The organism is Aciduliprofundum boonei T469 (assembly GCF_000025665.1).
In the GTDB taxonomy this organism is placed as follows: domain Archaea; phylum Thermoplasmatota; class Thermoplasmata; order Thermoplasmatales; family Aciduliprofundaceae; genus Aciduliprofundum; species Aciduliprofundum boonei.
In genome coordinates, this window is record NC_013926.1 from 159,062 (window position 1) to 177,496 (window position 18,435).

The 18,435-nt window shown below is 40.0% G+C and carries 14 protein-coding genes and 1 other RNA gene; 6 read left to right on the forward strand and 9 right to left on the reverse strand.

Translation table 11 applies throughout. The features are described 5' to 3' along the window. Positions 1-5: 5 nt before the first annotated feature. Complete coding sequence (locus ABOO_RS00795) at positions 6-1,337, reverse strand: cyclic 2,3-diphosphoglycerate synthase (protein ID WP_008085039.1); 1,332 nt, start codon at positions 1,335-1,337, stop codon at positions 6-8. 108 nt (positions 1,338-1,445) lie between these two features. Between ABOO_RS00795 and ABOO_RS00800 the strand changes: the two genes are divergently transcribed. Next, the gene (locus ABOO_RS00800) at positions 1,446-5,099 is read left to right on the forward strand and encodes a clostripain-related cysteine peptidase (RefSeq protein ID WP_236614176.1); all 3,654 of its coding nucleotides are present in this window, start codon (positions 1,446-1,448) and stop codon (positions 5,097-5,099) included. On the opposite strand, the gene ileS is transcribed toward ABOO_RS00800, so the two are convergent. The 3 genes from ileS to deoC are packed head-to-tail and all read right to left on the reverse strand — an operon-like array spanning position 5,086 to position 9,354. Continuing rightward, positions 5,086-8,160 (reverse strand): isoleucine--tRNA ligase, encoded by a 3,075-nt coding sequence (ileS, locus tag ABOO_RS00805; protein WP_012997052.1) that lies wholly within the window; start codon positions 8,158-8,160, stop codon positions 5,086-5,088. The two genes, ABOO_RS00800 and ileS, sit on opposite strands and share 14 nt — an antisense overlap. A 22-nt stretch (positions 8,161-8,182) precedes the next feature. Next, entirely contained in the window at positions 8,183-8,689 is a 507-nt protein-coding gene (locus tag ABOO_RS00810) for a hypothetical protein (RefSeq protein WP_008085168.1), read from the reverse strand. Beyond that, positions 8,686-9,354: a deoxyribose-phosphate aldolase gene (gene deoC / locus ABOO_RS00815; RefSeq protein ID WP_008085134.1), complete on the reverse strand. Its 669-nt coding sequence runs from the start codon at positions 9,352-9,354 to the stop codon at positions 8,686-8,688. Before deoC ends, ABOO_RS00810 begins: the two co-directional genes overlap by 4 nt. Positions 9,355-9,431: 77 nt before the next feature. Here deoC and mutL point away from each other — a divergent pair, with 77 nt between their 5' ends. After that, positions 9,432-11,111 (forward strand): DNA mismatch repair endonuclease MutL, encoded by a 1,680-nt coding sequence (gene mutL, locus ABOO_RS00820; RefSeq protein ID WP_012997053.1) that lies wholly within the window; start codon positions 9,432-9,434, stop codon positions 11,109-11,111. Here the strand turns inward: mutL and argF are convergent, their stop codons facing one another. Further along, positions 11,112-12,032: an ornithine carbamoyltransferase gene (gene argF, locus ABOO_RS00825; RefSeq protein WP_012997054.1), complete on the reverse strand. Its 921-nt coding sequence runs from the start codon at positions 12,030-12,032 to the stop codon at positions 11,112-11,114. A 66-nt stretch (positions 12,033-12,098) separates the two neighbouring features. Then, positions 12,099-12,409: signal recognition particle sRNA (ffs, locus tag ABOO_RS07865), an RNA gene on the reverse strand. Between the two features lie 241 nt (positions 12,410-12,650). Here ffs and ABOO_RS00830 point away from each other — a divergent pair. Genes ABOO_RS00830 through ABOO_RS00835 form a run of 3 tightly spaced genes read left to right on the forward strand, consistent with a single transcriptional unit; the run spans position 12,651 to position 13,900 of the window. Continuing rightward, positions 12,651-12,986 carry a ribbon-helix-helix protein, CopG family gene (locus ABOO_RS00830; RefSeq protein WP_008084840.1) on the forward strand — a complete coding sequence of 112 codons (336 nt, stop codon included), beginning with the start codon at positions 12,651-12,653 and terminating at the stop codon, positions 12,984-12,986. Continuing rightward, entirely contained in the window at positions 12,967-13,203 is a 237-nt protein-coding gene (locus ABOO_RS07940) for a hypothetical protein (RefSeq protein WP_012997055.1), read from the forward strand. The genes ABOO_RS00830 and ABOO_RS07940 overlap by 20 nt, the downstream gene beginning before the upstream one ends. Continuing rightward, a complete protein-coding gene (locus ABOO_RS00835) occupies positions 13,181-13,900 on the forward strand; it encodes a creatininase family protein (protein ID WP_008084816.1) in 720 nt (239 codons plus the stop codon). Before ABOO_RS07940 ends, ABOO_RS00835 begins: the two co-directional genes overlap by 23 nt. Here ABOO_RS00835 and ABOO_RS00840 read toward each other — a convergent pair. The 3 genes from ABOO_RS00840 to ABOO_RS00850 form a co-directional block, all read right to left on the reverse strand. Beyond that, positions 13,897-15,216, reverse strand: a complete 1,320-nt coding sequence (locus ABOO_RS00840; RefSeq protein ID WP_008085144.1) for a PEF-CTERM sorting domain-containing protein — start codon at positions 15,214-15,216, stop codon at positions 13,897-13,899. The two genes, ABOO_RS00835 and ABOO_RS00840, sit on opposite strands and share 4 nt — an antisense overlap. A 61-nt stretch (positions 15,217-15,277) precedes the next feature. Continuing rightward, positions 15,278-16,141 carry a lamin tail domain-containing protein gene (locus ABOO_RS00845; RefSeq protein WP_008084985.1) on the reverse strand — a complete coding sequence of 288 codons (864 nt, stop codon included), beginning with the start codon at positions 16,139-16,141 and terminating at the stop codon, positions 15,278-15,280. 48 nt (positions 16,142-16,189) lie between these two features. Beyond that, positions 16,190-17,044 (reverse strand): damage-control phosphatase ARMT1 family protein, encoded by an 855-nt coding sequence (locus ABOO_RS00850; protein ID WP_012997056.1) that lies wholly within the window; start codon positions 17,042-17,044, stop codon positions 16,190-16,192. A 69-nt stretch (positions 17,045-17,113) separates the two neighbouring features. Here ABOO_RS00850 and ABOO_RS00855 point away from each other — a divergent pair, with 69 nt between their 5' ends. After that, complete coding sequence (locus ABOO_RS00855; RefSeq protein ID WP_008085112.1) at positions 17,114-18,424, forward strand: transglutaminase-like domain-containing protein; 1,311 nt, start codon at positions 17,114-17,116, stop codon at positions 18,422-18,424. The last annotated feature ends 11 nt before the right edge of the window (positions 18,425-18,435 follow it).

Consider the following 18,435-nt stretch of genomic DNA (forward strand, 5'->3'; position numbering starts at 1 on the left):
AAAAATTAGGAGAGATTGTGTTTCTTGAGGAAGTCATTAAGAATATCCTCAAGATCAGGCTTGCCTATCTCATCTAATTCGTAGCGCACGCGCACAATAGGCTTATTCACCTTAACCACGCGGTTGAGGTCTATTGGAGTGCCGCTCACAACCACGTCCGCATCCGCGTTATTTATCGTCTCTTCAAGTTCTTTCATCTGCTTCTCACCGTAACCCATTGCTGGCAATATCACATGGAGATGCGTGTATTTCTTGTATGTGTCCACTATGGAGCCAACGGCGTAAGGCCTTGGATCTATTATCTCCTTCGCTCCAAATTTCTTTGCTGCCACATAGCCAGCACCGTATCTCATTCCTCCATGCGTAAGAGTGGGGCCATCTTCCACCACGAGCACTTTCTTGCCCTTTATCAATTCCGGCTTATCCACGAATAAAGGTGAGGCAGCCTCGATCACTATTGCATTTGGATTTGCCTTCTCGATGCTATTGTATATCTCCTGAATATCGTCACGGTTCGCGGTATCCATCTTGTTGATTATGATTACATCTGCCGCTCTGAAATTCGTCTCACCTGGATGATATTTCATCTCGTGCCCGGGACGATGAGGATCAGCCACCACAATCCAAAGATCAGGCTTGTAGAACGGGAAGTCGTTGTTTCCGCCATCCCATATTATAACATCCGCTTCCTTCTCCGCCTCTCTCAGAATTGCTTCGTAATCCACGCCCGCATACACAACTCCACCCATATCTATGTATGGCTCGTACTCTTCTCTCTCTTCGATTGTGCATTCATTCTTATCCAAATCTTCGTATGATGCAAATCTCTGCACACGCTGCTTAACCAAATCTCCGTAGGGCATAGGATGCCTGATGGACACAACTTTCAATCCCTTCTCTCTCAATAATTTGAATATCTTGCGAGAGGTTTGGCTCTTTCCGCTTCCAGTGCGCACGGCCGTTACAGCTATCACGGGCTTGCTGCTTTTAAGCATTGTACTCTCTGGGCCCAAAAGCCAGAAATCAGCCCCAGCGGCATGAGCTCTGGATGCGAGGTCCATAACATGCTCGTGGGGTACATCGCTGTAAGCAAATACCACTATATCCACGCCCTTCTCCTTGATTATTTTCTCCATATCGTCCTCTGCTAGAATGGGTATGCCATCCGGGTAGAGATCTCCCGCAAGCTCAGGAGGATAAACTCTACCCTCTATATCAGGAATCTGCGTAGCCGTGAACGCCACTACCTCATAGTTAGGGTTGTTTCTAAAGAAAACATTGAAATTGTGGAAATCTCTTCCCGCTGCTCCCAATATCAAAACCTTCCTCTTTTCCATTTACATCACCTCATGCGGACATGGGGAGGATTTATATTAATATTGCTAAAATGAAATTCACTCAAAAATTTTATATTAGGCACTCGCATGGGAAATGGGGATTTAAAAATGAAATTTAGAATGATGCTTATACTCTTTATAACCGCAATTTTCATAATTCAAATCCTATCTGGCAATATTACCTATGGGATGGCTCCTAAAGAAAATGCAAATCCGATAAAAGATATTGAAAATGAACTCAATGGCAAAATTATCATTGAGAAATATAAAAATTTAATCTATGCCGTATATACCAAGCAAAGAATGCAGAATTCTTATCTCTTAATCTACAATGGCTCTTGGAGCAAGCCAGTATATGTAGGGGGAGAGTGCCCATCTTTACTCGTTAATGCTCACGGAATTTTCATAACATCTTCCATAAATCATACTCCATACATTTATTACTTCTCGCAAGGAAAATGGGAGAGTAAAAAGTTATCCAATTCATACGCAACAATAACGAATCTCACATACATAAATTCAAAACTTCTTATTTTCTGGAGTGGCAAGACATCCCTTTGGCTCACAATATTTGGAAAAACAAGTGAAAATGTAAAAATTGCAAATGCAAATTACCCGATCAGAGAGATTCATACCCATGGATTTTCGGTAACAATCAAGATGGAAAGTGAGAGTGCGTGGATATACAGAACATACAGTTCTTTCAATCTTCATCAATGGTACCTTTTAAAAGAGGAAACGAAAGAAAAGCCCTTAAAGATTTATGATTATTCATACCCAACTTCAAATCACTATGCAAAATGGACTTTTATGGTGTATATGGATGGAGATAACTCCCTCTCGGATGCCACAGAAGGTGACTTAAGTGAGATGGAAAGGGGATACCAGAACACATCATATGTTAATGTGCTCGTTCTCTGGGATAAGGATGGCAATGGAGATACTAAACTAATAGAAATTAAAAATGGAGGTTATGAGGTGCTATCTGCACCATGGATGAAGAGCGAACTTGATATGGGAAATCCAGATACCTTGGTAGATTTCGTGGTTTGGGCAATGAAAACCTATCCTGCCCAGCATTATTTTCTGGATTTATGGGACCACGGTGGAGACTACAGCGGTGCAATGTGGGACGAAACCTCTGGCTCTCATCTATCCCTTAAAGATTTACACTACGCTGCCGAAGAGATAAAAAAGAAAACAGGAGGAGTGGATATCTGGGGCTATGACGCATGTCTTATGGATGCTGGTGCGGATAACTATGAAATTAGAAATGCCACAAAGATCATTGTAGCTTCTGAGCACACCGAAGGTGACGATGGATGGGATTACAATGCTATTCTATATGGGTTAACATCTGACCCAAATATGAGTGCAGAGAATTTTGCCAGATACTTCGTGGAGCATGTGGATGATGAGAATTTACATTTTTCAATATCTACCATGGCTGCTATAAACACTACCGCTCTAGAATTTTTTATGAACTCTTACAACCAATTTGCTCAAGCAGTAAGAGCCAAAGCAGGCAGTAACAACACGGAGATCAAAGAAGCTTTTCAGAATGCAGTAAGTGCTGATACCAAGTACTGGCACTCTGGAAAGGACCTAGGAGATCTTGCAAAGGAAATACTAAAGTATGTAGGTGATAGCAACATAAGATACTGGGCAAAGAGCATGTTAGATAACGCTACCAAGAGTGTCATTGCGTACTACGACTCTGATACAAACGGAAGGAAAATGATGATGGCTGAAACAATTGAGCCCGCACAAACATCTACATTCTCCATTTTCAAGGACTACCAATGGGATGAGATGCTAAATCAGGTTTACAACATTGAAAAGGACGATACTAACAAAGCACCTTCGTGCCAGATTGAGAGCAGTAAAAATATAACACTTCAATGGGGAGATGAGATAGCAGTGTACGGCAGTGCAAGGGACGATAATTCTATAGAGTATGTGGAGATGAAAATTGATAGAGGGCCATGGTTCAGAATTGGAGGGGCACAATGGAGCTATCAGATAAATACAACTCATCTCAGTATAGGGACCCATTACATATTTGTGCGGGCTTATGATGGAGACCTATACTCCCAGAATGAATACATAACTTTACACATACTGCCCCCACCATTACCAGATTTAACCATATCAAAAGATGATATAAAATTAAACACCTCAAAACCAACTGAGGGAGATAATATAACCATAACCTTAACTGTGCACAACATAGGAATTAAAAATGCAGAGAATGTAACGGCGAGCATATACCTTGATTCTACTTATCCTCAGCAGGAAATAGGAACCGTAAACTTGGGGAACATTTCTATAGGGAAAAGTAAAAATGCAAGTATAGTTTGGAACACTTCTGGGCTCATGGGAAAACATAGGATAATAGTCTATGTGGATAAAAACAACAAAATAAAAGAGATTGATGAAAATAATAACAACGCATCCATTCCAATCTTCATTTATTATCCTCCTTCACCTCCATTAACTCCCACAGCAAAGATAGGTAAAAACTCAATTTTTATCTCTTGGCTCGCACCAATGGATGATGGGGGCTTTCCTATAAAAGGATATAGAATATATAGAGGTACCCAAAAATCAAATCTCTCCCTCACCTATGAAATTAAAGGAAACATCACAGAATTCTCAGATTATAACATAACTCCCGATGTCAGATACTACTATGCTATCAGCGCATTTACCGATGCGGGAGAATCAAAATTGAGTGAAGAGATAAGTGCGTTCGCAGATAATATCAAACCTTGGATTAGAATAAACTCACCATATAACAACTCTATAGCCAACAAGAGCCACTTTATGCTCACCTGGAAAGGAAACGATTCACAAAGCGGTCTAAACCATTTTGAGATAAGATGGGATAACAGAAGTTGGATAAATGTTGGACTTGAAAGAAGTTATAAAATTTATTTGAGCAATGGAAAGCATCACATCTTCGTTAAAGCCGTTGATAATGCAGGTAACTTCAACATATCTGAGATAAAGGTGTTAGTAGATACCTCACCCCCCACATTGAAAATAAGTTATCCAACTAAAGATGTGATCTTGAACATAAGCAATTTTGAAATCAATTTCAATGTATCTGATAATTTATCTGGAGTAAGTAGATGCTATTTTAGAATCGATAAGGGGTTGTGGAAAACAATCAATAACGATACTCTAAAAATATCCGTTAACGATGGCCCCCATGTAATCTATCTCAAAGCCGTGGATAGGGCTGGAAATATTGCCTACAAAGAGAGAAGCTTTACCGTGGATACTACTCCTCCTGAAATATATTCAATAAGCCCACCAAGCAATTATACGCTCAATATAAAATATAGCAATCTCACAATAGGATGGTTAGCAAGAGATAACCTTGGCATTGCCTATTTCGCCATCAAAATAAATAATGGCTCTTGGATAGACTTAGGAATGAATGAGACTTACACCGTAAAAAACCCAAGACAGGAAAACTACACAATTCTGATAAAAGTGGTGGATCTAGCTGGAAATTACGAGATTAAAAAGATTACAATAAGATGTATTATCGATTCGGATGGAGATGGAGTTCCCGATAACGAGGATGCATTTCCCCATAATCCCAAGGAGTGGAAGGATGGCGATGGAGATGGTATAGGGGATAACGAAGATTTCTTGCCACACTTCAACAATTACATATTCTATGCTCTAATAACCTTGCTCATCATTTCAATTGCAGCAATAATAAAAATTAAAAAATTTAGGAGACAATGACCAATTTTATAGTCATTCCATCAATGCTCCATTCTTTCTGGTATCCTTTCTTTTCTCCCTCTTCAAGCTCTATGCTCTGCGTCTCTCTCATAATGTAATCTCTGAACTTTTCTATGGCCCTTTTAAGATTTTCATCTCCCTCATAAAATGTCTTTATCTTCTGGGCATATTGTAAATCCATATCCTTGCGCATGGCCTGAATTCTTCTCACAATCTCCCTCGCCAATCCCTCCAAGCGCAGTTCTTCAGTTATATTCGTATCAAGATATACCACCATGGGCAATCCTTCCACTTCAACTGAAAGTATGCCCTGAGATGGTTTCTCAACGATATTGATATCCTCTTCAGTCAATATGTACCCTGCAATTTCAACTCCATTCTTTATTTTCTTGGCTATTTCCTCTGCTGGAAGTTTTTCAAGCTCTTTTAGGACTTTCTTCATATCCCCTTTCAACTTGGGACCCAAAACTCTATAATTTGGCTTAATTTCAATACTTACCATTGAACCTGCGGAGGACTCTATTTTTATCTCTTTAACATTGACCTCTTCTCTAAGAACATCCACAAATTTCTCTATTATTGGATGGAATTTTTCATCTGCCACTATAGTCATAGAAGCAAGTGGTTGCCTGAGTTTTATGTTTGCCAATTGTCTCGCTCTTCTACCTGCCTCTGCAATTCTTATAGCAACATTCATTTCCTCTTCAAGCTTTTTATTTATAAGCTCTTTCCGTGGCCTGGGGTACTCTTCCAGATGCACACTCTCTTTCTTCCCCCACAGATTACCGTACATGTACTCTGCGAAGAATGGAGTAAAAGGAGCTAAAAGTTTTGCCAATTCTTTAAGAGCAAGATAAAGGGATGTATAAGCAGATATCTTGTCCTCTCCGACCTCTTCTTTCCAGAAGCGGCGGCGCGAGCGTCTTAAATACCAGTTACTGAGCTCGTCTATGAAGACCTCAATTGCCTTTGTGGCTTTGTGTATATCCAAAGAATCCAGATTTTTTCTAACCTCCACAATAGTAGTATTCAGGCGCGAGAGGAGCCAACTATCCAATTCGTTTTTAATCTCCCCTATTTTATCAGGGGTGAAATTATCCAAAGAGGCATTGTTCTTGAAAAATACATAAACATTCCAAAGTGTCATCAATGTCTTTTGAGCATACTCCCGTACCAAATTCTCTGAAAAGCGGCGGCTCTTCCAAACAGGAGTGGAGTAGAAGTAGAGACGCACTGCATCTGCACCAACATTATTCATTATTTCCATTGGATCAACTGCATTACCCTTGCTCTTGCTCATCTTCTCCCCATCTTCATCCAAAATCAAGCCTAGAGTTAGAACATTCTTATAGGGTGCTCTATTGAAAACAACTGTGGATATGGCCATAAGGGTGTAGAACCAGCCACGGGTTTGATCCAAGGCCTCCGTTATGAAATCAACCGGAAATGAACGCTCAAATTCATCCTTATTCTCATACGGATAATGGAACTGGGCAAAGGGAGCGCTTCCAGAATCAAACCACACATCTATGAGATACGGCTCCCTTTTCATTTCCTTACCGCAAACAGGACATTTTATCTTGAGTTCATCCACATAGGGCCTGTGCAACTCAAAATGCTCAGGAATACTATCTGGCTCTGCATGCTTTAACAAGTCCTCTTTACCTTCTGGTATGAAAACATGTCCATCTGGGCAAGTCCAAACCGGTAATGGTGTACCCCAGTATCTGTTGCGTGATAGGGCCCAATCTTTAACCTCTTCCAAGAAATTTCCAAAGCGACCGTGTTTAAGGTGCTCGGGCTTCCAATTTACTGTTTCGTTATTCTTGATTAATTCCTCTCTCTTTTTACTCATTCTTATATACCAGGTATCGAGAGCATAGTAGAGTAGGGGTGTTCCACACCGCCAGCAATGGGGGTAGCTATGCTCCACCTTCTCTTTTTTGTATAGCTTTCCCTCCTTTTTTAGCCATTCTATTATGTGGTTATCTGCATCCTTCACAAACATGCCTTTCCATGGGGTATCCGTAAACTTGCCCTCTTCATCTACCGGCTTTATCAAAGGTATGCCTTCTCTCTTGCAAACATTGTAATCGTCCTCACCAAAAGCGGGGGCTATATGCACTATACCTGTACCATCCTCAGTGCTTACAAAATCGGCAGTGGTAACATAGAAGGCGTCAAAATTAACAGGTACATAAGGTATCAAGCGCTCGTATCTCTTGCCTTTGAGCTGAGAGCCTTTGAGCTCTTTTAATATTTTAGCCTCCCCCAAAACTTCTTTTAATCGGGCCTTTGCTATATAATATCTCTCTCCATCCTTCTCTACCAGCACATAATCTATATCCTCACCCACAGCCAATAGGAGATTTGAAGGTAATGTCCATGGTGTCGTGGTCCAAACAAGGAAGTATGCATTTTCATCTTTAACTTTGAACTTTACATAAACCGATGGGTCTTTCACATTTTTGTAACCCTGCGCAACCTCATGACTGCTGAGAGGTGTGCCACATCTTGGACAATAAGGTACAACTTTGTAATCTTTTACCAGCAAACCTTCTTCGTACATTTTTTTCAAGGCCCACCAAACACTTTCAATGTAATAATCCTCCATGGTAACATAGGCATTTTCCATATCAATCCAGAAACCTATGCGCTTGGTCATCTTAATCCATTCATCACGATACTTGAAAACGCTCTCCCGGCAAAGCTTGTTAAACTCCCTTATCCCGAATTTTTCAATCTCTCTCTTTGAGTTGATACCCAATTTTTTCTCAACCTCTATTTCCACAGGCAAGCCATGGCAGTCCCACCCACCGATCCAGGGTTGTATATCATATCCATCCATCGCCTTATAACGGAGAATTATATCCTTAACTGAACGGGTTAAAGCATGACCAATATGGGGCATACCGTTGGCAGTAGGAGGACCCTCGAGAAAAATGAATCTCTCATTCCCCCTATTCTTCTCTCTTAATTTTTCAAATATCTTACCCTCTTCCCATTTCCGCAATATCTCCTCTTCAACCTTTGGAAAATCAGCAATGTTCTTTATTTCCATGGGTGCGGGATTGAGGAAAACATTATAAATATTTCTCAAAATACTTAGTTCCCTCCTTTACTTTTTCCACCGCATTTTTACTCACTCTTCTGCTCTTCTCAACATTCCTGCCCCAGAGGGTTAAAAAGGAATCATTCGACATATATCTTCCCTCAAACAGATAAAAAGAGCCTACGAAAAGAAGTATTGTGTAGAGCAATCCAAGATAATCTGCAGAAAGAGTAGAGATGAAGAACTTTATAGATTCGGAGAGAATGATACTTCCTATTGTATAAACTAAAAGGAAAAACAGCCAGAAAAATAGCCACAGATAAATAAATGATGTTGGACTTGCATTAAATCCTTTTTTCTTAGCAAGATTGGAGTCATGAATATAAGAGGCTACCTTCTTTCCAGATAAAATGGGAGAGATAAAAGCCATAAAAGTTAGAATATAGAGCACGATACTCTCCATTCTAATAAAATCAAGTATGAACAAAGATGTTCCAAAGATGAGAAGAATTATTCCTAAAACTTTTCTCCAGTTCATATCAATTCCAGCGTTTCAATAATCTCCACACTTCTGCTAGCTCCTATTCTTGTCGCTCCCGCCTCTATCATTGCAATTGCCTGCTTTGCATTATGTATTCCGCCAGCGGCTTTTACACCCATATCATTGCCAACCACACTGCGCATCAATTTAACATCTTCAACCTTCGCTCCCGCTGTGCCGAACCCAGTGGAGGTCTTCACAAAATCTGCACCTGCTTTCTTGGCAAGTTCGCATGCCTTAATTTTCTCCTCATCGCTTAGATAGCATGTCTCAATTATCACCTTTACCTTGGCGCCCATTGGATGCACCGCTTCAACAACTTCTCTTATATCTCTTTCCACAAATCCATAATCTCCATCCTTCATAGCCCCTATGTTCATAACCATATCAATCTCATCCGCACCGTTGCGAACGGCCATTATCGCCTCTTGAACCTTTGTTTCGGTGAATGTTGCCCCCAGAGGAAAACCAACAACGGAAGCGATTTTTATATCCGTGCCTTTCAAGAACTCGGCAGCATCCTTAACCCTGTATGGATTTACGCACACCGCATAGAATCCATACTCTTTCGCCTCCTCGCACAATCTCTTTATGTCTTCCCTTGTGGCAAAGGCCTTCAAATTTGTATGGTCAATATATTTTGCAAGCTCCCTGGCATCCATAGACCAAATACTGCATTTTAAGATTTAAATTTTTGCAAAAAGGAATAATTTTTATTCAATTACCTCATACCATTTTTGTGCCTGAGATAAGAGTTCTGCCCCCAAACATCGTTGAGAAAATTGCTGCGGGAGAGGTAGTGGAGAGACCTGCAAGTGTTGTTAAAGAACTTGTTGAGAATAGCATAGATGCAGGAGCAACTAAGATTGCGATCCATGTGGAGGGAGGAGGAACAAAGAGAATTAGAGTGGTAGATGACGGCTGCGGAATGAGTGAAGAGGATGCAATTCTTGCATTAAAGAGGCATGCGACAAGTAAGATAAAGAGCGAGGAGGATTTGAACAGGATAAGCACCTTGGGATTTAGAGGAGAGGCTTTGCCAAGCATAGCGGCAGTTTCAAAATTGACAATAATTACCAAGAGGAAAGAGGATCTTGTGGGAACAAAAATCCATGTGGAAGGGGGAGAGATAAAGAATATTACGAGCATCGGTGCTCCTTCAGGCACCTCTGTACTTGTGGAAGACTTATTTTACAACACTCCTGCAAGAAGAAAATTCTTAAAGAGTGAGAGGAGCGAGTTTTTTCAGATATATTCAATCGTGGAGAAATATGCTATAATTTACGAGAACATTCATTTCAAACTCGTGCATAATGGAAAAGAGGTATTTAATCTACCGCCCTCCAATCTAAAGGCGAGAATCGCAAGGCTCTGGGGTAAGGAAATTGCCGATGCAATGGTTGAAATAAAGAAGAGCAACAGAATGAAAATTAAAGGACTTATAGCAAAGCCATATCAGGTTAGAAGAGATAAAAACAAGCTCCTAATTTTTGTTAATGGGAGGTATGTGAAAAGCAGAATAATAGAAGATGCCCTCGTAGAGGGTTACGGTACCCTTCTGTTCAGAGATTCTTATCCAATTGCTATACTAAAAATTCAGGTTGAGCCAGATGAAATCGATGTTAATGTCCATCCTGCAAAACTCTTTGTTAAGTTTAAAGATGAAAATAGAATAAAGAAAGAAATTGCAAATTTGATATGGAACTCACTTACAAAAGAGGAAAATATCCCATCAAAAATTGGTGGAAGAGAGGAAAGAGCAGAGAAGATCAAAATTGAGCGAGAGAAACAGATGGTCTTTGATGTGGAAGAGCCCAGCAAGATGAGGAAAATAGAAGATTTCATCCCGGTTATGAGAACCCTGCCCATGGAAATTTTAGGGCAAGTAGATGGCACATACATAATTCTTAAATCTCCAGAGGGATTGGTAATAGTGGACCAGCATGCGGCTCACGAGCGCATAAGGTACGAGAGATTTTTGAAAGATATGAAAGACAGGAACATTCAGAAGCTCTTAGAGCCCATTATTTTAAATTTAGATTACAAAGAGTACCAATTCATACTTGAACAAAAAGGGAGCCTTCGGGATTATGGTTTCATAATAGAGGATTTTGGTACAAATTCAATTGTTGTCAGGGGAATACCCCCTATACTGACAAAGAGGGATGCGGAGGATGCAATAAGGGAAATTGCTCAGTTAGGTCCCAAATCAATAGATGAGAAGAGAGATGAACTCATAAAACTCATCTCCTGCAAAGGTGCAATTAAAGCACATCAAAAGCTATCTCAATTTGAAATGGAAAAACTGATAATGGATCTATTAAGATGCAAGAATCCCTACACATGCCCCCATGGAAGGTCCACGATGATAAAGATAAAAAACGAAGATTTAGAAAAGATGTTTAAAAGAAAAGAGTGATTATGGCTTTATAAGCCGCACCAATATTGCCTTTTGTGCATGCAATCTGTTTTCTGCCTCATCAAACACCACACTGTTACGGGAGTCTATCACATCATCGGTTACTTCATATCCTCTGTGAGCAGGTAAGCAGTGCATAAAAATGTAGTTGCTCTTTGCATGCCTAACAAGCTCTTCATTTACCTGATAGGGTTTGAAAACTTTAAGGCGAATTTCCTTCTCCGCCTCATCACCCATACTAACCCACACATCCGTATAAATCACATCAGCATCCTTAACTGCCTCCACAGGATCATGGGTTATCACAATCTTTGCCCCTGTCTCGTTCGCTATCTTCCTTGCTTCTCCCACTATATCTTTCTTGGGCTCATAACCGTCTGGGCAAGCCATATAGAAATTCATACCAACAATCGCAGCCCCGAGCATTAGAGAATGGGCAACATTATTTCCATCACCAACATAGGCAAGCTTCAACCCTCTAAATCCTCCCTTTTTCTCCTTTATTGTCATGAGATCAGCCACAATTTGACAGGGATGCTCCAAATCATCCAAAGCGTTTATTACGGGTACAGAAGCATTTTCAGCGAGCTCCACAACATTTTCATGCTTGTACGCACGATAAACTATCGCATCCACATACCTCGACAGTACCCTGGCAGTATCTGCAATCGTTTCCCCACGACCAAGCTGCATATCCCTCGGAGAAAGGTAAAGAGCATGTCCCCCGAGCTGAGTCATAGCCACCTCAAAAGAAACTCTAGTTCTCGTACTTGGCTTTTCAAAAATCATAGCCATGCTCTTGTCCTTCAACGGCTCGTACACTTCAACCATTCTCTGTCTTCTTTTCATCTCTAAGCCAAGGTCTATTATCTCTTCAAGCTCATCCTTAATGTCCACTATGGAAATCAGATCCTTTTTCATTATGCTCACCTCATAGAACAATTGCTATAACTCAAATGAATATTTAAATTTAAGCATAATAAAAGGTGCCAGGCACGCCGAGGTGGATGCCCAGAACCCATTCCAGGGGCCCATACAGCCCCTCCGCCCCGCTACCCTCCGAGCGCCAACGGTCCACGGTACCGCTGCTCCCTTCCGGGCCTGGCGGGGTTCCCGTGGCAAAGCGCTGTGGAGCTTCCCTCCGAAAGCCCACAGCGCTCCCGCGACCCCGGAGGACAGAGCTTCAACAGGGCTGCATGGTCTGAAACGGGCCTGGTTACACCGCCCTCGGCTGTCGCCCCCGCGTATAGACGCTTTCGGGTTACAGGGGACGCCTAACCCCCCGGCCTAGCCTGGCACCAAGATGTTTAATCTCTTCCCCTATTTTAACCTTTTTACCAGAAAATTTAATAAATTTTATGCCACTTTGTTTAACAGAATAATAGCTAATATTCACAATTATTGAGAATGAATGCTAAAATTTTGCCGTGTTAACAATAATTTTTGAATATACTTTCCTTTTACCATGTGTTTTACCAAAAATAAAATATATAGATTATCGCATTACATCATGTTAAACAATTGTTAAACGTGAGAACTATGATTGTGGGTGCAAGAATTCCAGATGAATTGAAGATAAAAATCGAAGATCTCTGCGAAAAGGAGGGAAAGACGGTCTCAGAGCTCATTAGGGAGCTCATAGAGAACTATGTGGAAGAGAGAGAGGAGGAGTGGCAAAGGGTGAAACTCGTAGCAAAAGTACCTCGTAATATACTCTCACAAATAGACATATTCATCGAGAAAGGATATGCATTGGATAGGGAGCATGTATTAAGTGAAGCCCTATCCTTATGGCTTAGGGTTAAAAAAATGGAATATAGAAAGAACTGGAAGGAAGAATTAATAGAGGCACTTGATGGAACTTCACTTCTATGACGGGATGGGATGCGCGGCCAGGGCTAAAAACCCTGGCCTTAAAGCTCAGAAGGTGATGAACATGATTTGCGTTGTGTGTGGAAAAAAAGCAAAGTATAACGAAAAATTGAACATATACTATTGCCCAGAGCATGGACTGACCACATGGCTTGATGAGTCTAGCGAGAAACTCATTATGCCAGAGGTGAGAAAGAATGCAGAGGCTGTATTGGGATGAGTATACCTATGCCGAAATCGAAGGTATAATAAAAAAGCAGCCATTAGTGATACTTCCTGTGGGCAGCGTTGAGGCGCATGGTCATCATTTACCATTAAATACAGATATGCTCCAACCGTTGTGGTTAGCAGAAGAAATTGCAAAAAGAATCAATGCTCTTATACTTCCTCCCATTCATTACGGATGGACACAAGGGCTATCATCATTTCCAGGAACTATATCAATAAGCTTTGATTCTCTCCGGGGATTCGTTAAAGATATTCTAAGCGAAGTGGCAAAGCATGAAATTAGAAAAATTATGGTATTGTCAGGACACGCAAGTACAAACCACATGGCGGCTTTACGACTTGCATGTGAGGATGTTTTAAAAGAGTACAAAGACTTGAAAATCATGCTTCTTTCTGATTATTACATAGCATATCAATATCGTGGAAAACTAGTGCCTGAGGATGACAGCCATGCAGGAATAATTGAAACTTCTCGCATAATGGCAATTCGCCCAGAACTTGTGAAAAAGAACTACAAATTCAAGAAAAACCATGCTGGAAAGTATACAGTACAGGTAGATTACAAGGAAATGGTACCATATGCGACCTTTAGCAATCCAGAAGGTGCAAGTAAGGAGTTGGGAGAGAAATTAAACAATATGATATTAGAAGAACTTCTAAAAATAATAAAAGAAAATTTTGGAGATTAGTGCCTTCTTTTTATTGCTATAAATGCCACCACTGCCACTATTAAAATCGGCAGGAATGCACTGAATTCTGGTATCTCTGATGATGTCCATAAAGAGCCATAGTCATGCTTTGCAGTGTAATCATACCAAACGAAATAGTATGTATTTGTTTCATTATTATAAGCTACATCCTGCCATTCTTCACTATCTGCGGTATTGGAGATTACCAGTGGCTGCGAGAGCAATGCATTACCATCCATATCGTAAGTCATTGCAACTATATCATAGCTCTCATTTGTCCATACAGCAATGTAAGAGTTTCCATTGTAAGCTATCCCTACAAAAGATACCCCATACTTGTTACTGGTTCCTATATTGAAGGTATTACCCAAAGTGCCATTTGTTGCATTTACATATACACCGTGTACATCGTAGGGAGAGTTATAATTAACATATGCCACAAAGAACACTCCTGGACCTCCCTCTGCTGATGGATAATCATACTTTGTATTATTCGCTACCCCATTTGCAATTAAAAAATCTCCTGTAAGAGCATTTTCATTTGAATCAAATATCTTACCAGTAATATTGTAAAGACCTGATATTCCAGAGTAATTTCTCCATAGAACTATAAAGTGATGAGTTGAACTATCATAAGCAACAAAATTATCCGCGTGAGAATGTGTATCAGAAGATACTTTGAATTCTGCATTCAGTACAGGTGTATTTGGAGCCGATGCATTATATTCTATAGTTCTTCCATAGTTGTGATTACTAGAGTCACTCCAAACAACTAAGAATTCTCCATTTCCATAGGCCAATCCCAACCCAGTGGTAGCAATATCAGAAGCTATAGTAAAATTGTCTGTTTTTTCTATACTACCATCCCCCCAATGCAAGAAAGTTCCATTTAGATTAGTTCCATTGTTCCATACAATAAGCAAAGCTTTGTCCATAGAATCCGATGCTATCCTGAAATACCAGCTATACACATCAGTGACAGGAGATACAGTATTTTCAATGTTCCCAGTGGTTGCATTTACAAATGTGATTGTTAATTTTCCATAATTTACAGTACCTACTATAAACATATCTCCCACACTAACAACCTGTGGATTCTTATATCCTGAGCCAAAATCTTGCTGGACTGCCATATAACCCAAAGAAGTAACTTTGTTCTCCGACACTTTAGGAGCAGCAGTAAACATCAAAAAAATAACGCTGCTTACTACTAGAAGCACGATTACCACACTGATCAGAACTTTCCAGCCCGACAAGTGATTTTTATTCTTTATACCTTCTCCTATAAAGACATCTCTTGCTTTAAGTCCTCTCATCCCAACACCTCGCAAACATTATGTAAATTGAAATATTTATAATTTTCATTCCTCTCAAAAATTAATGCTTTTTCTTAAATAATCTCACAATTACAACAATACTTGCAGCCACTACCAAGATGAAAAATGCATTCAATTCAGGAATACTCTGAGTATTCTGAGCTCTAGGCGTAGGTGAAGATTCATCATAGAAATTATGCGAGGGATTATCCGTATCCTCCGCATTATAATATCTTGCAAGGGAATGCCCCTCAGAGACATCCTTTGCTGCGTTTGTGCTTCCCATATCCCCACCATTTCCATACCACATTACATCTATTTCATTCTTAGAAGAATCAAAAAGGTGAATATCATCACCTGTATTAGCCATCTGTAAATTACCCTCTATGCTTACATCAGGTATGGAGTTACTTGTATTGGTGTCAAAATCAGGAGTTACTCCAGGAAATAATTCACTAAATTGACCTTTGTAAGTTGCATCGTGAACAATTAAGATATATCCTCCAGCAGCAATTTTAGTACCTGAAGGAAAAACCCAATAACCTTCGTATCTCGTTGTATTAAAATAAGGATTGTCTGTGAGTATCCATCCTGAGATATTCACCTCACTGCTTGTCGGATTATACAACTCTATCCACTCACACTGTGGCTCGGAGTATCCTGATTTAACATCGTAATAAACTTCGTTTATAACAACATGATTTGCAGTTGCATCATAATTATCGGATAAATTTTCTCTGGTATTGCGTTGAGAAGTGATAGACGAATAGGCCCAAGAGCTAGATAGGACTATCACAACTAATATTATTACAAAGATAAATGCAAATTTAGTTCCGTGAAATGCATTCCTCATTTTATAACGGGGAAACTTTTTCTTGTATATCCTATTCTCAACAAATCCTTTATCTTCCCTCAGCCCACTCATTTAAAGCCCCAAAATATATGGGAAAAATAGTATTTATAATTTTCCAAGCTATTCAAAAACCTTAACCACATTCATACCCTTTGGTACACCAATATCTCTCGCAACGGGATCGCATTTAGTGCGCAGTAGATATGCAATGGGCCTCAAATCGCTCTCACTGAGAGCCTCATAATTACCCATACCCTTGGCAATGATTAAATCTGCCGAGTAGAGCAATTCTTTAAGCTCTTCAGATGCTAAATCCATATCTATGCCCACAGCAAACATACCCGTGTCACGGACTTCATCCACTTCCTTATCCAAGCCCACATAGACCACATCCTCGCGAGTAGCATCGGATAGGATTGGCTTGCCTCTTACCAAGAGAGTGATTTTCTCTGCATACTTCTTTAATTCTCTTACCAAAATTTTGTCGAAAACTATCTCGCCACAATTATCGGTTATGTAAACTATGTGTCCTTTCAGATGTTTCTTTAATTTCTCGGTATCGTCATATTCTATTCCCTCATTTATGAGAGAAGTAAAAACTTTTTCAAACTCTTCGGGAGAATTTACGCCAACTCCAAAATCAAGCACATTACCTATTATGGCAAGGAGCTCCGCAGCCCTAAGCTTATCCTCACTTTTTTCATAATACTCGAGAGCCTTGGGAAACATTTTCATAGCTATATCGTTGCTCTTCCTCTTCAACTCTTTGTATGGATCATCTGTACCAAGAATCTCATTCACCTTCGCATGCACTTTCGTCCAGACCTTTATGGACAATTTGTTTTCGTCAAATTCATCGCATAAAAGAGTGAGCAAGGCTTTCACTACATCCATAGCCTTATCCGGATTGACCAAATTCGCTTCGAAAACAGCTCGTCTAAATATGCAAGCCAAGCATTCTGGTTGTGGACGCATAAAAGGGCATGAGCAACTCTTATAATATTTTTAGTGAAAAACTTAAATTTCTGCACAATATGTACACCTATGAACGATATCTCTTTTCTTACCATACCCCTTCCAGAAGATGTTGAGAGAGAAATAAAAATGGGCAATTTTGCAGGTGCGACTAAAATTATGAGAAAGCTAAGCAAAAGAGACTTGCCTCCTGAGTTCAAGATGAGAATGGAGTACGAAATGGAGCGTTTAAAAAGGATGAGAAAGGATTTCCCATGGAATAGAGAGTCTGCTGTGAAACTTCTCAGGGAGAGCATTGTTGGATTTAAAGAGGAGGAGTTGGATAAATGGATATCCTTGGGATTAATCGAGAGAATTATAATGGATGGAGAGGAAAGATTTTATGAGAGATTTGTGGAAAATCTATTTTTTTTGGAGCCCATCATAAGTAAAAGGAAAGTTAAGAGGGATGAATTGGGAGACTATTCGCGAGGGATTATAAGAAGAGCTATTAGAAGGCTCAATAAAGGAGAATTACACAAATATCGTGTTGTGGCAGGAATAAAATTAAGGGTGAAAAGAAAAGGCACCTATAGGGTATGGCTTCCAATACCAAAGGAGAATTTTCAAATTGAAAGAGTAAGGATTTTAAAAGCTTACCCGAAGAAATATGAAATTGCAGATAACCACGCAGCTCAAAGAACCATATATTTCCATTCTAATTCCAAGGAATTTCAGGTGGAATTTGAATATGTGATAAGCGAAGTACGAGGAGGTATGGAGGGAAATGCGGATTTAAATGAGAATTTAAAAGAGAAACCGCCGCATGTGAGATTCACACCTTACATTAAATCTTTAGCGGAGGGAATAACGAGGGATGCCGAGGATAATTATGAAAAAGCCAAGAGAATATACAATTGGATTACGCATAACACAAATTATACCTATGTGAGGGAGTACTGCACATACAATAACATAAGCGAATTCGTCGCCACTTCGTTGCGTGGAGATTGCGGAATGTTTGCACTTTTATTCATAACCCTTGCGAGAGCTGCGGGTATTCCAGCAAAGTGGCAGAGTGGATGGTACATAACTCCAAAATTCGCATCTCCCCATGACTGGGCTCAGGTATATGTGGATGGAAAATGGCTCCCAGTAGATGCTTCCTTTGGAAATTATCGAAGGAATGGAGAAGTGAGAAATGTATTCTATTTTGGAAATATGGATGCGTTTAGGATGATCGCAAATGATGATTTTCAGGTTGATTTCATTCCTGACAAAAAATACTGGCGCTCAGACCCTGTGGATAATCAAAGGGGAGAGGTAGAAAACGAAAGAAGAAATCTGTATTTCGATGAATTTGAATCACATCTCTATGTCAAGGAATTTAAAAGAATTTAGAAAATTATTTT